This is a genomic window from Paenarthrobacter sp. AT5, from assembly GCF_032764245.1.
Taxonomy (GTDB): Bacteria; Actinomycetota; Actinomycetes; order Actinomycetales; family Micrococcaceae; genus Arthrobacter; species Arthrobacter ureafaciens.
Genome location: NZ_CP136441.1, coordinates 3720803 through 3735819, shown reverse-complemented (window position 1 = coordinate 3735819; position 15017 = coordinate 3720803). Strand labels below are relative to the sequence as shown.

General features: G+C 65.5%; 13 protein-coding genes. 6 read left to right on the top strand and 7 right to left on the bottom strand.

Annotation, left to right across the window (positions count from 1 at the left end; translation table 11 throughout):
* Positions 1-147 precede the first annotated feature (147 nt).
* From RI444_RS17315 to RI444_RS17295, 5 genes are all read left to right on the top strand, one after another.
* The gene (locus tag RI444_RS17315) at positions 148-2181 is read left to right on the top strand and encodes an Hsp70 family protein (protein WP_207605868.1); all 2034 of its coding nucleotides are present in this window, start codon (positions 148-150) and stop codon (positions 2179-2181) included.
* A gap of 2 nt (positions 2182-2183) precedes the next feature.
* On the top strand, positions 2184-4232 hold the full coding sequence (locus tag RI444_RS17310; RefSeq protein WP_207605596.1) for a LuxR C-terminal-related transcriptional regulator: 2049 nt from the start codon (positions 2184-2186) through the stop codon (positions 4230-4232).
* Positions 4233-4398: 166 nt separating this feature from the next.
* A complete protein-coding gene (locus RI444_RS17305; RefSeq protein WP_207605597.1) occupies positions 4399-5700 on the top strand; it encodes an IniB N-terminal domain-containing protein in 1302 nt (433 codons plus the stop codon).
* Positions 5701-5846: 146 nt separating this feature from the next.
* Positions 5847-7763: a dynamin family protein gene (locus RI444_RS17300; protein WP_207605869.1), complete on the top strand. Its 1917-nt coding sequence runs from the start codon at positions 5847-5849 to the stop codon at positions 7761-7763.
* Positions 7760-9265 (top strand): dynamin family protein, encoded by a 1506-nt coding sequence (locus RI444_RS17295; RefSeq protein ID WP_207605598.1) that lies wholly within the window; start codon positions 7760-7762, stop codon positions 9263-9265. The genes RI444_RS17300 and RI444_RS17295 overlap by 4 nt, the downstream gene beginning before the upstream one ends.
* Here RI444_RS17295 and RI444_RS17290 read toward each other — a convergent pair.
* Positions 9234-9782: a hypothetical protein gene (locus RI444_RS17290; RefSeq protein ID WP_052474246.1), complete on the bottom strand. Its 549-nt coding sequence runs from the start codon at positions 9780-9782 to the stop codon at positions 9234-9236. The two genes, RI444_RS17295 and RI444_RS17290, sit on opposite strands and share 32 nt — an antisense overlap.
* A 5-nt stretch (positions 9783-9787) precedes the next feature.
* Positions 9788-10231, bottom strand: coding sequence for a PLD nuclease N-terminal domain-containing protein (locus RI444_RS17285; RefSeq protein WP_021473844.1), 444 nt, complete (start codon positions 10229-10231; stop codon positions 9788-9790).
* Between the two features lie 90 nt (positions 10232-10321).
* Between RI444_RS17285 and RI444_RS17280 the strand changes: the two genes are divergently transcribed.
* Positions 10322-10627, top strand: coding sequence for a DUF4229 domain-containing protein (locus RI444_RS17280; RefSeq protein WP_021473845.1), 306 nt, complete (start codon positions 10322-10324; stop codon positions 10625-10627).
* Here RI444_RS17280 and RI444_RS17275 read toward each other — a convergent pair.
* From RI444_RS17275 to RI444_RS17255, 5 genes are all read right to left on the bottom strand, one after another.
* A complete protein-coding gene (locus tag RI444_RS17275; RefSeq protein WP_021473846.1) occupies positions 10624-11502 on the bottom strand; it encodes a 1,4-dihydroxy-2-naphthoate polyprenyltransferase in 879 nt (292 codons plus the stop codon). The genes RI444_RS17280 and RI444_RS17275 overlap by 4 nt on opposite strands.
* 51 nt (positions 11503-11553) lie before the next feature.
* Positions 11554-12693 (bottom strand): AMP-binding protein, encoded by a 1140-nt coding sequence (locus RI444_RS17270; protein ID WP_021473847.1) that lies wholly within the window; start codon positions 12691-12693, stop codon positions 11554-11556.
* Positions 12694-12700: 7 nt separating this feature from the next.
* A complete protein-coding gene (locus RI444_RS17265; RefSeq protein WP_021473848.1) occupies positions 12701-13648 on the bottom strand; it encodes a 1,4-dihydroxy-2-naphthoyl-CoA synthase in 948 nt (315 codons plus the stop codon).
* A gap of 22 nt (positions 13649-13670) precedes the next feature.
* On the bottom strand, positions 13671-14108 hold the full coding sequence (locus tag RI444_RS17260) for a VOC family protein (protein ID WP_207605599.1): 438 nt from the start codon (positions 14106-14108) through the stop codon (positions 13671-13673).
* Positions 14109-14256: 148 nt separating this feature from the next.
* The gene (locus RI444_RS17255; protein ID WP_021473850.1) at positions 14257-14985 is read right to left on the bottom strand and encodes a CPBP family intramembrane glutamic endopeptidase; all 729 of its coding nucleotides are present in this window, start codon (positions 14983-14985) and stop codon (positions 14257-14259) included.
* Between the last annotated feature and the right edge of the window lie 32 nt (positions 14986-15017).

Genomic DNA, 15017 nt, shown 5'->3' with positions numbered 1-15017 from the left:
CTCCATCGAGTCGACTATCAGTTGAAGAAAGCTCCAAGGAAGCTGTGAAAAGTGCTTTTGCCCGCCGCCGGGCAAGTGCTACCTTGTGTGAACCCCGCCTGTGAAGAAGACCGCATGCGCCATGCCCATGTTCTTTTCGAGGTAACTATGAGCTATGTTCTCGCCATTGACGTCGGGACGAGTTTTACCGCGGCAGCCATTTACAAGGAGGGGCAAGGTACCAACCTTGCCCCCGAGATACTCCCGTTGGGTTTGCACGGCAGTGCTGTGTCCTCGGTGCTCTACTATGCCGACGACGGCAGGGTACTGGTGGGCGAAGCCGCCGAGCGCCGGGGCCTGGACGACCCCCGGCGGATGGTCCGGGAATTCAAGAGACGCATTGGGGACTCCGTCCCGATCGCCGTCGGGGAAGCCTGGATGGCGCCCGAAGACGTTTATGCCACGATGGCCCGCTGGGTGGTGGACAAGGCCCGGGAGCGCGAAGGCGGTCCGGCGGATTCAGTAGTCATGACCCACCCGGCTGCTTGGGGCCAGCATCGGACATCCACGGTCCTTGCAGCCCTGAATATGGCCGGACTTCCGGAAGTCACGCTGATCAGCGAACCGGAGGCCGCAGCACTCCATTACGCGTCCCAAACCCGTGTGGAGGATGGCAGCACCATTGCCGTCTACGACCTCGGCGGTGGCACCTTCGACACCGCTGTGCTCCGCAAGGCAGGAGCAGGACGCTTTGAACTACTGGGCCATCCCGATGGCATTGAAACCCTTGGCGGCGCCGATTTCGACGCCGCTGTTTTGCGTCACGTTGTGACTCACCTAGGCGAAGCCGTCACGGGCCTGGCGCCCGAGGACCCTGCAACGCTCGCGGCACTCTCGCGCTTACGCCGTGAGTGCCGGGAAGCCAAGGAAGCACTGTCCCTGGACAGCGAAGCAAGCATCTCCGTCTCCCTCCCGGGAACCCAACAGTCCGTCCGCCTGGTCCGCGCCGAGTTTGAGGCGATGATCGAACCCCACATCCGTGACACCCTGGATGCCTTGGAACGCAGCTTGGCTGAGGTCCGGTTGCAGCCGGAGGACTTGAGCGTGGTGCTGCTCATTGGCGGTTCGTCCCGGGTGCCGCTGGTTGCTGAACTGATCTCGGTTGAACTGGAGCGGCCCATCGCCGTGGACGCCGATCCCAAAGCCTCCATTTGCCTGGGTGCCGCGCTTTCGCTGAAGGGCACCCCCGACGCCGAAGCCGCTGCGCTTACCGCCGCGTCCGCCGCCCAGGAACAACGCGAGGTGCCGCTGGAAACCGTGCCGCGCCCCGACGTCGTGCGTGGACGCCCGGCGCTGGCTGCGCTGAAAGCCGCGGCAGCGGACGGGACCAAGGCAGGCCGGCATGCTCCGCGTTCGCGCGTCCGCATGGCCGCGGCTACTGCGGCGGCCGCCACCGTCCTGACCGTGGTGACCGCGACGGCGGCGCAAAGCCCGGACGTGCAGGCACTTTTCGGTTCGCAGGCCGCGGACGTGATGCGCGACGGCGGTGCCCAGGCAAGCGGCGCTCAACCAGCCGGTGCGCAAGGCGGAGCCCAAGCGAAGGGTCAGGCCAGCGGCGGCGGGGCCGTTCCTCCTGCCGCCAAGGCCGGAACAGGACTGGACGCAAGCGCCAAGGGCGCCGCTGCCAGAACGTCCGCTGGCACCGGTCAGGGCGCGAAGAAGTCCACCACCGGCCCAGGTACCGGCAGCGCCGGAACGGGCAGCGGCACTGCGGCCGGCGCGACCAGCGGCAACGCGGGCGGAACCACGACGCCGGGGACCACCACCCCGGGCAGCGGCACGGGAACTGCCACTCCGGGGACGTCAACGCCGTCGTCGCCCCCTGCCTCGGAACCGGGTGGTGCAGCCAGTGGTCCAACCCCGACCACCCCACCGACCCAACCTCCTGTCACGGACCCGACGCAGCCTCCCGTTACGGACCCGACGCAACCTCCCGTTACGGACCCGACGCAGCCGCCACCCACCACAACGCCCGAACCGGACCCCGTGGTGCCTTCGCCCGAACCTACAATCCAAGCGCCGGAACCTCCTCCGGTAACGCAGGACCCAGTGCCAACGGAACCGGCGACGGAGCCGTCCGTGGCGCCCGTTCCACCTGAAACGAGCCCGAGCCAAGAACCCGCACCGGCCCCGGAGGTGTAGGCATGAGGGGTCAGGGAAACGCGGAAGCACCCTCGGAAGACGAGTCCCGCCCGGCGGATGCGACGCTGCCGTCGGCAGGGACCTCGCTGCCGGCTGCGGCGACCTCATCGGCGGCCACCGCCTTGCCGGGCGGGGCCGCAGCGGTACGGGAGTTGCTGCTGGCGTTGTCGGCGGGATTCAGCCTGCCTTCGCCGCTTCCGGACTACCTTGCGGGACGCAGCGATCTTCCCGGGATCATTGATTCGGCGACCGATGCACAGTTGCTGATGCCTGACGGTTCTGTAGTGGGCACGGTGCAGCATGCCCTCCTCACCAGCACTCCAGTCCCAACCATCCATGCCCTGCAACGGGAATTGGTGGACAAGTTGGCTGCAGAGGGCCGGCCGCTGGGGGAGCTGGCCCGTGACCTGGCCAGGGGCGGGTTGCAGGACCCGCGCGTGGCAGCCGAGCTGGAGGAAGCCGCGGACAACGCGCTGGAGACCGAGCCCGCCTTGGCCGCAGCTCTTTACGCGGAATCGGTGCTGGCCGGCGCGAAGGAAATGCCGAAAGCGGCCTGCCGGGCCCAGGCCGCAGCGGGCATCGGTGACCTGGACTCCGCCGGCCGTTTGATCGACCGGTTGCTCGCGCTCCCGGAACCGCCGGACGTCTGGCGGGGAGTGGACGTTGCCGCCTCGGTGTGGGCCCAGCGGGGCATGATGTCCCGAAGCGCCGATACCTACTCGTGGCTGGGGCCTGGGAAGACGGCTGCCTCGGCGCCCCTGGCAGCAATTGCCATGATCGGCTCCGGAGACGCTTCCGGGGCGGAGGCCATGGTGGCCGACTGCGGCTCTCGCCGGTCCCCGACCCACTTGGCGGTGGCGTTGTCCCTGGCAAGTGACGGCCTGCGCCAGACCCTGGGCCAAACGCCGCACTTGGGGTTACCGTCCTTGATCAGGGCCTCGGACATGATGAACGCCGCGGGCACAGCCATTCCCCTCCCGGAGGCACCGGCAGTGCTGGCGGCCTTGTGCGCCCTGCACAGCGGAGAGACCGCGGTGGCCGCTTCCGTGCTCAAGGCAGCAGTTGCCGCCGGTCAGGGCGGAGACTCGATGCGGCCCCGCCTGTACCTGTTGCAGGCCTGGTGTGCCATGCAGCAGGACAACACGGACGATGCCCGCCTGGCCATCAATGAAGCGAACAAAGCCAATCACTGGGCCTTGGCGCCCCGGGAGGAATTCCTCCTGGCGGCCCTTGAACTGGGTTTGGCGCGCCGCGGCGGAGAAGTCCACGAGCTGGTTTTGGCATGGGACAGGGCGCGGGAAGCCATGATGCATGTTTCCGTTGACCTGTTCAGCCTCCTGCCGTGGGGCGAGGTGCTTGTTGCCGCTGCACGTTTACGGGAATCACATCGGGTTTCGCACTACCTGCACGGGGCCTGGGACTTGCTGGAGCGGCTCGGGAATCCGCCGCTGTGGTCGGTCCCTCTGCACTGGGCAGCCGTCCAGGCTGCGTTGCTAAGCGAGAGTCCCACAGACCTTGCACCACATGCAGCGGCCTTGGTCAGGGCTTCGGAGCATAGCCACTACGCGGGTGTGCTTGCCGCCGGAGGCAAAGCCTGGGTATCGGTCCTGGCCGGCAGGTTCGCCGCGGCCGACGTCGAAACGGCCGCCCGTGGGTTGGCCGCCGTCGGAATGCCGTGGGAAGGGGCGCGCCTGGCCGGGCATGCGGCCGCGCGTGCCGATGAACGCCGGGACATGGTCAAGCTTCTGGCCTGTGCCCGGGACATCCACCCGCAGGGTGGCCACGCACCCGCGGAGGCTCATGAGGAATCTCCCGCCTCCACCGCGCCGGCGCCCGAGCCGAACGGCTTGAGTGCCCGCGAAATCGAGGTGGCAAGACTCATGTTGGAGGGAAAGACCTACCGCGAAATCGGTGAGGCCATCTACATTTCGCCCCGCACCGCCGAACACCACGTGGCCAGGATGCGGCGCCGGTTAGGGGCCGAAAACCGCTCTGAGCTGCTGGTTCGCTTGCGGATCGCGCTGGGGGAGGGGCACCCGCCCGGGGAGTGAACCCCTGTGCCCCTAACGGAGCCCGGCCGAAATCCCCTAATGGTGGGGTGCCGGATAGGGGGACCGGACCCGATGCCCCGGGCATCCCCCCGGCCATACGTTGAATGCAAGCCCGGCAAAGGCGCCGGGCGTTTTCCATCACCACAGAATTTGAGGGAGCGTTCCAATGCCAACACTCGCACAACAGCTCGTACAGTTCCTGATGAGCCTGTTCAACAACCCCGATGCAGCCGATGAGTTCGTCCGCAACCCCGAAGCTGCGTTGTCAGCCGCAGGGCTGCGGGACGTTTCCTGCGCTGATGTGGATGCCGCCCGGCCCGTAGTCCTGGACTACGCACCCATCAACGCCCGTGCCTCCTTCGACCGTGAGTACAACACCGGCGGCAACCACGCCTCAACCGGTGGTGGCGGCGAGCACCACGCTCCCGGCGGCGGTGGCAACACCGGCGGCTGGGGCGGCCGCGACGATGATCACGACGGCGGACACGGCCACGGCGGTGGCGGCGGCTGGGGTGGCCGTGACGATGACGACCACGACGGCGGACACGGCGGTGGCGGCGGCTGGGGTGGCCATGATGACGACGACCACGACGGCGGACACGGCCACGGCGGTGGCGGCGGACACAACGGCGGCGACTGGGACGATCACGCCCATGCCGTCCAGCAGTTGGTCCACGTGGTGAACAACTACTCCTACACCACCAACATCGACGACCGCGACACCATCACGGACCAGTCCGTGAACCAGAACATCTGGGCCGACGGTGACGTTACCCAGCTGTTCAACCAGGACGCAGTCATCGCATCGGGTGACGGAGCGATTGCCGCCGGCGACGACGTCGAGGACTCGGGCAACACCACAACCACCACGACCACCACCACCAACAACACCGACGACCACTCGCTGAACATCACCAACGGTTCCGGCGAAGTGAACGTCGGCAACACCGAACTGGATGTGGAGATCGAGGATTCGTTCAACGACAACTCGGATCATTCGGTGACGAAGGACTCCTACAACACGGACAACTCCACGCACACGGACGATTCGTACAACACGGACGATTCCTACAACACGGACCTGGACGTGGATGTGGAGATCGAGGACTCCTTCAACACGGACAACTCCACGCACACGGACAATTCGAACAATTCGGTGAACGTCACGGACTCGTTCAACGAGACGGACAACTCCACCGAACTCGAAGTGGGAGACGTGGACGTGGAGGTCATCAACGACTCCATCGTGGTCCAGGACAACGAACTGGAAGTGGACAACTCCACAGAGTACGACGTGGAAGACGTCCAGCTCAACTACGATTCCACGGTGATCCAGGACAACGAGGTCGAACTCGAGTACACCAACGTTGAGGACAACACGGTCATTGCCGACAACGAACTCGACGTCGAATACAACGACATCGACGACTCGCTGGTGGTAGCCAAGAACGATGTGGAAATCGACTAGTACCGGGAGCCAACCGGTTTAGAGGCCAGCAAGGAAAGGCCCCGGCAGTGCCCGGCAGGCGGGAAACCACCTGCCGGGCACTTTCGCCGGACATTCACATACTTGAGGTCGTAAACAAAGGATCAGCTGTGACGGAAACCGAACGCATGGCCACGTTGGTGGAACAGGGCATGGAATTGGTGGGGGCAGGGGAGAGGAACGACCTTCGACGCCGGCTGGAGCAGACCCGGCGTCGTTTGCTTGACCCCAGCGTCCGCGTGATCGTGGTGGGCGAGTTCAAGCAGGGCAAGAGCCAGCTCATCAATGCCTTGGTCAACGCTCCGGTTTGTCCGGTGGACGACGACGTCGCCACCTCCGTGCCCACCGTGGTGAAGCACGGGGACGCGCCATCGGCCTCGGTGTTGGTGGCCAAGGGCCCGCAAGTACCGGAACAGGACCCTGCCACCCACGCTGCACCCGCCGGAAGTGACCAGCTGGAACGCCGGCCGGTCAACATCAACGAACTTGCCGCCTACGTTTCGGAAGCCGGCAACCCTGGAAACGCCAAGAACCTCGCGGCAGCCGAAGTCGCGCTGCCCCGCCAACTCCTCGCAGGCGGACTGACCCTGGTGGATTCCCCCGGCGTGGGCGGCCTCGGTTCCAGCCACACGCTCACCACCCTCACCGCCTTGCCGTCGGCACACGCAGTGTTGTTCGTCTCCGACGCCTCCCAGGAATACACCGAACCCGAAATCCGGTTCCTCCGCCAGGCCATGCGCGTCAGCCCCAACGTCCTTGCAGCGCTCACCAAGACCGACCTGTACCCCAGTTGGCGGCAGATCGAGGCGCTCGACCGGCAGCACTTGTCCGACGTAGGGCCCGGAATTCCCCTGTTCCCCGTGTCCTCGGAGCTCAGGCTGCAGGCTGCGCGCTTGAAGGACAAGGAGCTCAACGACGAGTCGGGCTTCCCGGCGCTCATCACGTCGCTCCGCAACGACGTCGTGGGCAAAGCCGCCACGCTCCGGCGTCGTTCTGTGGCGCAGGACCTGTTGACCGTCACCGAACACCTCAGGCTCTCCCTCCAATCCGAACTGTCAGCGCTGGAAAACCCTGAAGGCACCCCGCAGATGATCGCCGACCTACAGGCCGCCAAACAGGAAGCCGACGCGCTCAGGAAACGCTCCTCCCGCTGGCAGACCACCCTCAACGACGGAATCGGCGATCTCATAGCGGACATGGAGTACGACCTCAGGGACAGGCTCCGGCGCATCCAACGCGAAGCCGAGACCGCCATCGACCAAGGCGACCCGGGTCCGGCATGGGATCAGTTCACCGTCTGGCTGGAGCAAAGCACGGCTGCCGCCATCTCCGACACTTTCATTTGGACCAGCGAGCGCTCCCAGTGGCTTGCCTTCCAAGTCGCCGAACACTTCTCCGAGGAAGTGGTCGCGCTGCCCCTGACCAACGTCGCAGATACGGGCGGGGTACTGGATCCGGTCGGCGAAATGCCCACCATGGAAGACGGGCGCCTGGGACCGCTCCAGAAACTCCTCATCGGCATGCGCGGCTCGTACGGCGGGGTGCTGATGTTCGGCCTGCTGACGGGCATCTTCGGCATGGCCCTGATCAACCCGCTGTCCGTCGGGGCAGGGCTTATGCTCGGCAGGAAGGCCTACCGCGAAGAGAAGGAAGCACGGCTCAAACGACGCCAGGCCGAAGCGAAGACTCTGGTCCGGAAGCAAATCGACGACATCGTCTTCCAAGTGGGAAAGCAGCTGAAAGACCGTTTAAGGATGGTGCAGCGGGAAACCCGGGACCACTTCACCGAGATCGCTGACGAACACCACCGTTCCCTTACCGATTCCGTGGCCGCCGCGCAAAAGGCCGCCGCCACCTACGCGGTGGAACGCGACCTGCGCATGAAGGAGATCCGGACCCAGCTCAAGACGGTGGACGCCCTGCACCAGGCAGCTACGCAGCTGCAAGGAAGTGCCGTCGACGCGAGGCACCCCGCACCGGAGAAGCGGCCGGCCGCACCTGAACAGCAGCAGGCTTCCCATGCCACCGCGGTGCGGGCCGGATGAATGGTCAGGTGGTAGCCGACGCCGCAGTGTTGCTGCAGCAGGCCAGGCAGATTTACGACGGCGACGCCCGGGCGCTCGCGGTCATCGCCGACCTGGCGGACCGCCTGGACGGGCCGCTGCGCATTGCGGTGGCCGGCATGGTGAAGGCCGGTAAGTCCACGTTGCTCAACGCAGTCATCGGCGAGGAGATCGCACCCACCGACGCCGGTGAATGCACACGCATAGTTACTTGGTACCGGTACGGAGCAACACCCCGTGTGACGCTCCACCCCCTTGCGGGCGAGCCCCGCACCTTGCCGGTCACCAGGGAAGACGGCCGGCTGGTCTTTCAATTGGGGGACATCCAGGCGGAAGATGTTGACCGCCTGGTGGTTGACTGGCCGGCCGCCAGCCTCAGGGACCTCACCCTGATAGATACTCCCGGCATTGCCTCCCTCTCCCAGGACGTCTCCGGACGGTCAACGGCATTCCTTCTTCCGGAGAACGCGCCGTCGTCTGCCGATGCCGTCATTTATTTGATGAGGCACCTGCACGCCTCGGACGTGCGTTTCCTCGAGTCATTCAAGGACAACGCTGCCGGGAAGTCCGGGACCGTCAACGCCTTGGCCGTGCTCTCGCGAGCGGACGAGATCGGAGCGGGCCGGATCGACTCCCTGATATCGGCCGCTGTGATCGCCGACCGCTACAGTCGGGACCAGAACCTCAAGCCCTTGGCCCTGGGCGTCGTCCCGGTGGCAGGCCTCCTGGCCCAAAGCTCCAGAACCATGCGTCAAACCGACTTTGAGGTCATGGTTGCCTTGGCCGGAATGGACAAGGCCCAACGCGACAAAACCCTGCTGTCCGTGGACCGTTTTGTCCGTTCACCGGAACCCGCCGGTGTGGAACAAGGCGCCAAGGCTTCCCTGGTTGCGCGGTTTGGGTTGTTCGGGATCCGGCTCGGGGTGGCGCTGATCAATGGCGGCATCAGCGACCCCACCAACCTGGCCCACGAGCTTGCCCGGCGCAGCGGCTTGGGCCAACTGCTTCAAACGGTCGCCGCGCTCTTCCAGACGCGGGCCGAGGCACTCAAGGCCAGGGCCGCCGTTGTGGGTTTGGAAGCTTTGCTCCGCACTGCCGGGACGGCCGGCGCAGCAGCGAGCGGGGATGCCGCCCGGCTGCTCACGGCCATGGAACGGTTGCAGGCGGGCGCGCACGAATTCCGGGAACTGAAGCTGCTGGCAAAGCTGAGGACCGAAGGCGCGGGCCTCACTCCGGAGCTCGCCACCGAAGCCGAACGGCTGGTGGGTGGCCGCGGGACCCTGCCGGCTCACCGGCTGGGAGTCGCACAGGACGCGGACGACGACGCCATCAGCGAGGCTGCGCGGGCGAGCCTGAACCGTTGGCGGCTGATCGCCGAGAACCCGCTCACCGAGCCGTCAGCCCTGGATGCTTGCCGCGTGGTGATCCGCAGCTGCGAAGGGATGCTGGCGGCTATTCCGGCTGCTGCTCCCGCCCGCTCCTGAGCCACGCCGTTGTGGCGGGGAGGAAGAGCAGGATCAGTCCGGCCGCGGCCAAAATGTATTGGGCGGCCAGCAGCACGGTGGCCAGGACACCGTCGGAACCCGGCGCAACGACGAAGTCCGAGATGATCACGGTGACCACGGCGTGCAGCAGGACCAAGGGTGCCAGCGCCCATCGCGCCCAGCTCCTGCGCTTGAAGATAATCGCCAGGAGGACGGCCTCCATGGCGATCACCAGCGCCAGCATGCCCAGGCTTCCCAGGAAAACGACGGCGGTGGCGCCCTCCAGTGACTCAGCGTCACCAGCCGGGACCATGCCTTCGATGACGCCCTTGAGCCGTTCGAAATGGGAGTTCCTGCCGAGGAAATCCGTCACGATCAACGCTGCTCCGGCAACGAAGCTTGCCACCCACAAGGAGCGCGACACCTTGGCCGGACCAGGTGCCTCCGTAGCAACGGCTATGGGCGGTGGTGCGGAGAGCGTTACACCGGGACGTGGCGGAGGCGCTGGTGTGGCCATATTACCTACTTCAGCTCGTCGGTATCATGGGGGTCCGGCTCGCCATGCTTGGCCTCACCGGTAGCAAAACCTTTGCCCTTGGGCCCGCCCGTTCCCTCCGGGCCCTTGGAATCCTTGAGCTTGCGCTCCTTGGCGTCGAGCTCGGCCTTGAGCTTCTTCAGCCGTTCTTCTTCTGCCTGGTTCCGCCGGCGGAGTTCGAGGTTGCGGAGGAACTCGGGATCGTCGTCGGGGGCCGTGGGGTAGCGGCGGACGGGTTGTGCCGAAGGCTTGCCGTAGGGGCGGCCGAAGATAAACCAGAGAATGGCGCCAAGCACAGGCAAGACGATCATGACCACGATCCAGGCCGGTTTGGAAATCCCGCGGGTGGCGTGGCGGTCCGTACGGATGACATCCACAAGGGCGTACACGAAGACAACAAGGACGACGACGACGCCAACAACCCGGAGCATGCACCAAGTCTAGTCGCCCGGAGCGGTTCGCTGGATCCCCTGCAAAGGCTGTGATCAGAGTGCAATGAATCGGGCGGCTAAACTTGAAGGGTGGCTTTCCTGAAGTATTCCCTGATCCGTTTGGCGCTTTTCGTGCCTCTGTTCGTCCTTTTCCTGTTTTTGGGGACCGGAGTGTTCCTGGCAGTGATCTTTGCCGGGCTGATCGCCTTTGCCATCAGCTACCTGTTCTTCCAGAAGCAGCGTGACGAGGCCACGGCGGCCATGCGTGAACGTTTCTCCGGGCGTGCCAAACCCATGCGCACTGCGGGCGAAGTGGACGATGCCGCTGCCGAGGATGGCCTGGTGGAGCAGAACCCGGACGTATCCATCAACACGGACAAGCGGCCCAACGCCTAAATCCGGGTGAGGATCAGTCCGAGCGAGAACAGCAGGCTGTAGCCGAGGTTGATCAGGCCGGTCTGCTTGAGCACCGGAATGAGGCTCTTGCGCTTCTTGCCGTTGATCATGAGCCAGGCCGGCATGAGGCAAGCGGGGATCAGCAGCAGCACAATCAGCATCCACGGCTTGGTGGGTGCCAGCACGATGACCAGCAGGATCGCCACACCGAGCATCAGCACGTAGCTTTCGCGGGCGTGGCGGTCACCCAGCCGGACAGCCAGGGTGCGCTTGCCGGCGGCGGTATCCGTGGGAATGTCCCGCACGTTGTTGGCCATCAGCAGGGCGCACGCAATAAGGCCGGTTCCGATCGCACCTACGACGGCGGCGAGGCTCACCTGTCCTGCCTGGGTGTAGGTGGTTCCGAGCGTAGCCACGAGCCCGAAGAACACGAAGACGAACACATCGCCCAGGCCCATGTAGCCGTAGGGGTTCTTGCCCCCGGTGTAGCCCCAGGCGGCCAGGACGCAGCCGATGCCCACCAGGATGAGCCACCACGCCTGGGTGATGATCACCAGGATCAAACCGCACAGCATGGCCAGCCCGAACAGCCCGAACGCGGCCCACTTCACCTGCTCAGGCTTGGCAACGCCGGAACCTACCAGGCGCAGCGGCCCCACGCGTTCCTCGTCGGTGCCGCGGATGCCGTCGGAGTAGTCGTTGGCGTAGTTCACGCCGACTTGGAGCAGCAGAGCCACAAGTGCGGCGAGGATGGCGTTCGGCAGCCGGAAAGCCTGGAGTTCATACGCCGCCGCGGAGCCGATCAGGACCGGCGCGATCGCCGCGGGCAGTGTTCGGAGCCTGGCTCCTTGAATCCATTGTGCAGCTGTCGCCACGTGCAGTACCTCGTGTGTTTCGCTTTGATCTTCGGTAGGGACGAATCTGTCCTATTGTCCCTGATGCAGCCGGTTGAGCTGTTCGGTCATGGCCAGCCGGTCCGGTTTCCCGTTCGGCAGCATGAGCAGTTTCTTCTCCACCAGCACTGTTTTGGGGCTGAGGACTCCCAGGGCTGACTCGCGGCGGCCAGTGAAGCCCTTGATGCCGGCGGGCGTCGGATCCTCCATGGCTACATACGCTGCCACCGCCTGGCCCCACTCGCGCGAGGGGACGCCGGCCACGAAAGCTGCCGTGACGCCGTCGAGCTCTTCAAGCTTGCTTTGGATGTACGCGGCGGAGGCCTTGACGCCTCCGGTGATGATGACGTCGTCGGCGCGGCCCAGCACGGTGAGCTTGCCGTCGTCGGAGAGTTCGCCGAGGTCGCCGGTGACGTACCAGCGGACGCCGTCCTCCTCGAAGAACGCCGCATTACTGGGCTGGGGGGCGTCCAGGTAACCGGCCGCCACCGTTTCGCCGCCCAGCAGGATGCGCCCTTCAAGTTCGCCGGTGCCGATCCGGACCTCGACGCCGTCCAGGGGCTCGCCGTCGTACACGCACCCGCCGCACGTCTCGGCGGAGCCGTAGGTGGTGACCACCTTCAAGCCCTCACTGTGGGCGGTCGCGAGCAGTTCGGCGGAAGCGGGGGCGCCACCCAAAAGGATGGCGTTGAAACGGCGCAGCGCGGCCAGGGTTTCAGGGGCGGGGGAGTCGAGCAGGCGCTGCAGCTGGGTGGGCACCAACGACGTGAAGCGGACCTTGTCCGTCAGCTCCTGCGCGGCGGCCGTGAACGCCTCCGGGGTGAAGCCGTTGGACAGGTCCATCGCCCACGGCCTGGTGCCCGCATACAGCGAACGCACCAGCACCTGCACTCCGGCAACGTACTGGAGCGGAAGTGCCAGCAGCCACTGGCCCTCGGCGCGCAGCGTGATGGCCGTGCCCACGGACGACGCCGCGAGTGCATCGATCGTAAGGACGGTCGCCTTGGGTGTCCCGGTGGAGCCCGAGGTGCGGACCACCACGGCAGCGTCCTCGACGCCGGTTTCCACGGGTACCGCGCTCGGCCGGCCGTCCGCGTCGGTGACGATTTCGACGGCGGGGCCCTCGCCATGGAGGGCAGCGGACAGGGCCTTCAGGATGGGATCGATGTCCATGCCGGTCCTAGAAGTAGTAGGGGAAGTTGGACCAGTCGGGGTCGCGTTTCTGCAGGAAGGCTTCCTTGCCTTCCACGGCCTCGTCCGTCATGTAGGCCAGGCGGGTGGCTTCACCGGCGAAGACCTGCTGGCCCGCCAGACCGTCGTCGGCCAGGTTGAACGCGAACTTGAGCATGCGGATGGCCTGCGGGGACTGGCGGGCGATGTCCGCAGCGTACTCCAGGGCTACTTCTTCCAGCCGTTCGTGGTCCACCGCCTCATTGACCGCGCCCATGCGCACCATGTCCTCGGCGGAGTATTCGCGGGCCAGGAAGAAGATCTCGCGCGCGGCTTTCTGGCCGATCTGGCGGGCCAGCAGCGCTGAGCCGTATCCGGCGTCGAAACTTCCTACCGTGGCGTCCGTCTGCTTGAACTTGCCGTGCTGGCGGGAGGCGATGGTGAGGTCGCTGACCACGTGGAGCGAGTGGCCGCCGCCGGCCGCCCAACCGTTGACGACGGCGATCACCACCTTGGGCATGGTGCGCATGAGGCGCTGGACTTCAAGGATGTGGAGCCGGCCGGCGCGGGCGGGGTCAATGCTTTCTTGCGTTTCACCTTCTGCATAGCGGTAACCGTCCCGGCCGCGGATCCGCTGGTCGCCGCCGGAACAGAACGAGTGTCCGCCGTCCTTGGGGGAGGGGCCGTTGCCGGTGAGCAGCACCGTTGCCACGTCGGGGGTCATGCGGGCGTGGTCCATGGCCCGGTACAGCTCATCGACGGTGCCCGGGCGGAACGCGTTGCGGACTTCGGGCCTGTTGAAGGCGATCCGGACGGTGGGGAGGTCCCTGATTCCGTCAGCCGTGCGCTCAACCTGCCGGTGGTACGTCATGTCCTTGAAGTCGTCGAAGCCGGAAACGGTGCGCCAGCGTGAGGGGTCAAAGACGTCGGAAACCTTGGCAGGGAGATCGTTGTTCACAGTCCGAGTCTAGTAACGCTCCTCAGCTGATGCAGAACTCGTTGCCTTCGGGGTCGGCCATGGTGTGCCACTCGTGCGGCCTCTGGCTGGCGGTCCACAGATGGGTGGCACCGCGCGCTTCCAGTTCCTTGCGGACCACGTCCTTGTCCCGGCCGTCCAGGCGCACGTCCCAGTGCACCCGGTTCTTGACGCTCTTCGGGTTCGGGTCCGTCTGGAAGAGGATCCGCCGGCCGGTCTTGGGATCCTTGTCCTCGGCCGGAACGATCGCGCAGCCTTCGGCCCACACCAGCTTGCCGTTGTGCGTGATGGTTTGGTCCTCGGTTGCATAGCCCTTCCGGATCATGGACCGGATGAAGTCCTCGTCCTGCGGCTCGACCGTCCATTCGAGGGTCTCGGCCCACCAATCGGCGAGCTCGTGCGGGTTCTTGCAGTCCACTACCACCTGGATGTTGAGTGTCATGTGCTCCAAGCTAATCCCGCTGCGGGTGGCCGGGTAGGGCTTTGCGGTCACCTTCCGTCCGGGTTCCCCAACTTGGTCGCATTTGTGCGCGTTTTCAGGGCTCAAAACGTGCACAAATGCGACCTGGTTGGGTGGTTTGGGGGTGCGGTCAGTTGGTGAGGAGTTCCGCGGGGATTGCGTAGATCAGCACCACGGCGAGGAGGTTCTTGGTCGCATGGACGAAGTAGGCGAACATGAGGTTCTTGCCCGTCCAGACGTAGACGCCCACCAGGACCACGGCCATGCCAAGGTACGGCGCCAGCGCAGACAACTCCAGGCCCTCGCGTCCGATTGTGTGGATCGATGCGAACACCACGGTGGAGATGGCGCAGCACACCCAGATGTTGACGTACTTGGACAATTTCCCGATCAACAAATGCCTGAAGAGGTATTCCTCGACGAACGGTCCCACCAGCACCAGCAACGGAACCATCAGCCAAGCGGGCACCTGCTGCAGCAGGCCTTGGATCCCCAGTTGGTTCTCGGAACTCTGCGCGGTCCCCAGCGCGGCCACCAGGAGCGCGGTGAGGATCAGCATCGCCACCACCGCCAACGGCACCATGCCCAGCGTGAACCACGGCCGCGTGCCCAGGATTTTGAGGTCGCGACCGGCCACCCGCCAGGCAGAGGCTACGGCGAAAAGCCCGACGGCGGCATAGAAGACCGCGTTGACCGCGTAGGACGCTGTGGCCGGCTCGGGAAACAGCTGAAGCATCAGCCGCTCGACGGACGCGCCGAAGAACGTGAAGTACAGGGTAAAGCCCACGTATGCGGCAACGGCGGCAGCGTCCAAGGCATTGAACCTGTAGAGCCTTGTCTGCGTGGAAATTGTGCCCATATGAACAGCCTAGCTTTGCCGCCCGCAACCGG

Coding starts and splice junctions, on each gene's coding strand:
- RI444_RS17315 (WP_207605868.1), top strand. CDS start 148: ATGAGCTATGTTCTCGCCATTGACGTCGGGACGAGTTTTACCGCGGCA.
- RI444_RS17310 (WP_207605596.1), top strand. CDS start 2,184: ATGAGGGGTCAGGGAAACGCGGAAGCACCCTCGGAAGACGAGTCCCGC.
- RI444_RS17305 (WP_207605597.1), top strand. CDS start 4,399: ATGCCAACACTCGCACAACAGCTCGTACAGTTCCTGATGAGCCTGTTC.
- RI444_RS17300 (WP_207605869.1), top strand. CDS start 5,847: ATGGCCACGTTGGTGGAACAGGGCATGGAATTGGTGGGGGCAGGGGAG.
- RI444_RS17295 (WP_207605598.1), top strand. CDS start 7,760: ATGAATGGTCAGGTGGTAGCCGACGCCGCAGTGTTGCTGCAGCAGGCC.
- RI444_RS17290 (WP_052474246.1), bottom strand. CDS start 9,782: ATGGCCACACCAGCGCCTCCGCCACGTCCCGGTGTAACGCTCTCCGCA.
- RI444_RS17285 (WP_021473844.1), bottom strand. CDS start 10,231: ATGCTCCGGGTTGTTGGCGTCGTCGTCGTCCTTGTTGTCTTCGTGTAC.
- RI444_RS17270 (WP_021473847.1), bottom strand. CDS start 12,693: ATGGACATCGATCCCATCCTGAAGGCCCTGTCCGCTGCCCTCCATGGC.
- RI444_RS17260 (WP_207605599.1), bottom strand. CDS start 14,108: ATGACACTCAACATCCAGGTGGTAGTGGACTGCAAGAACCCGCACGAG.
- RI444_RS17255 (WP_021473850.1), bottom strand. CDS start 14,985: ATGGGCACAATTTCCACGCAGACAAGGCTCTACAGGTTCAATGCCTTG.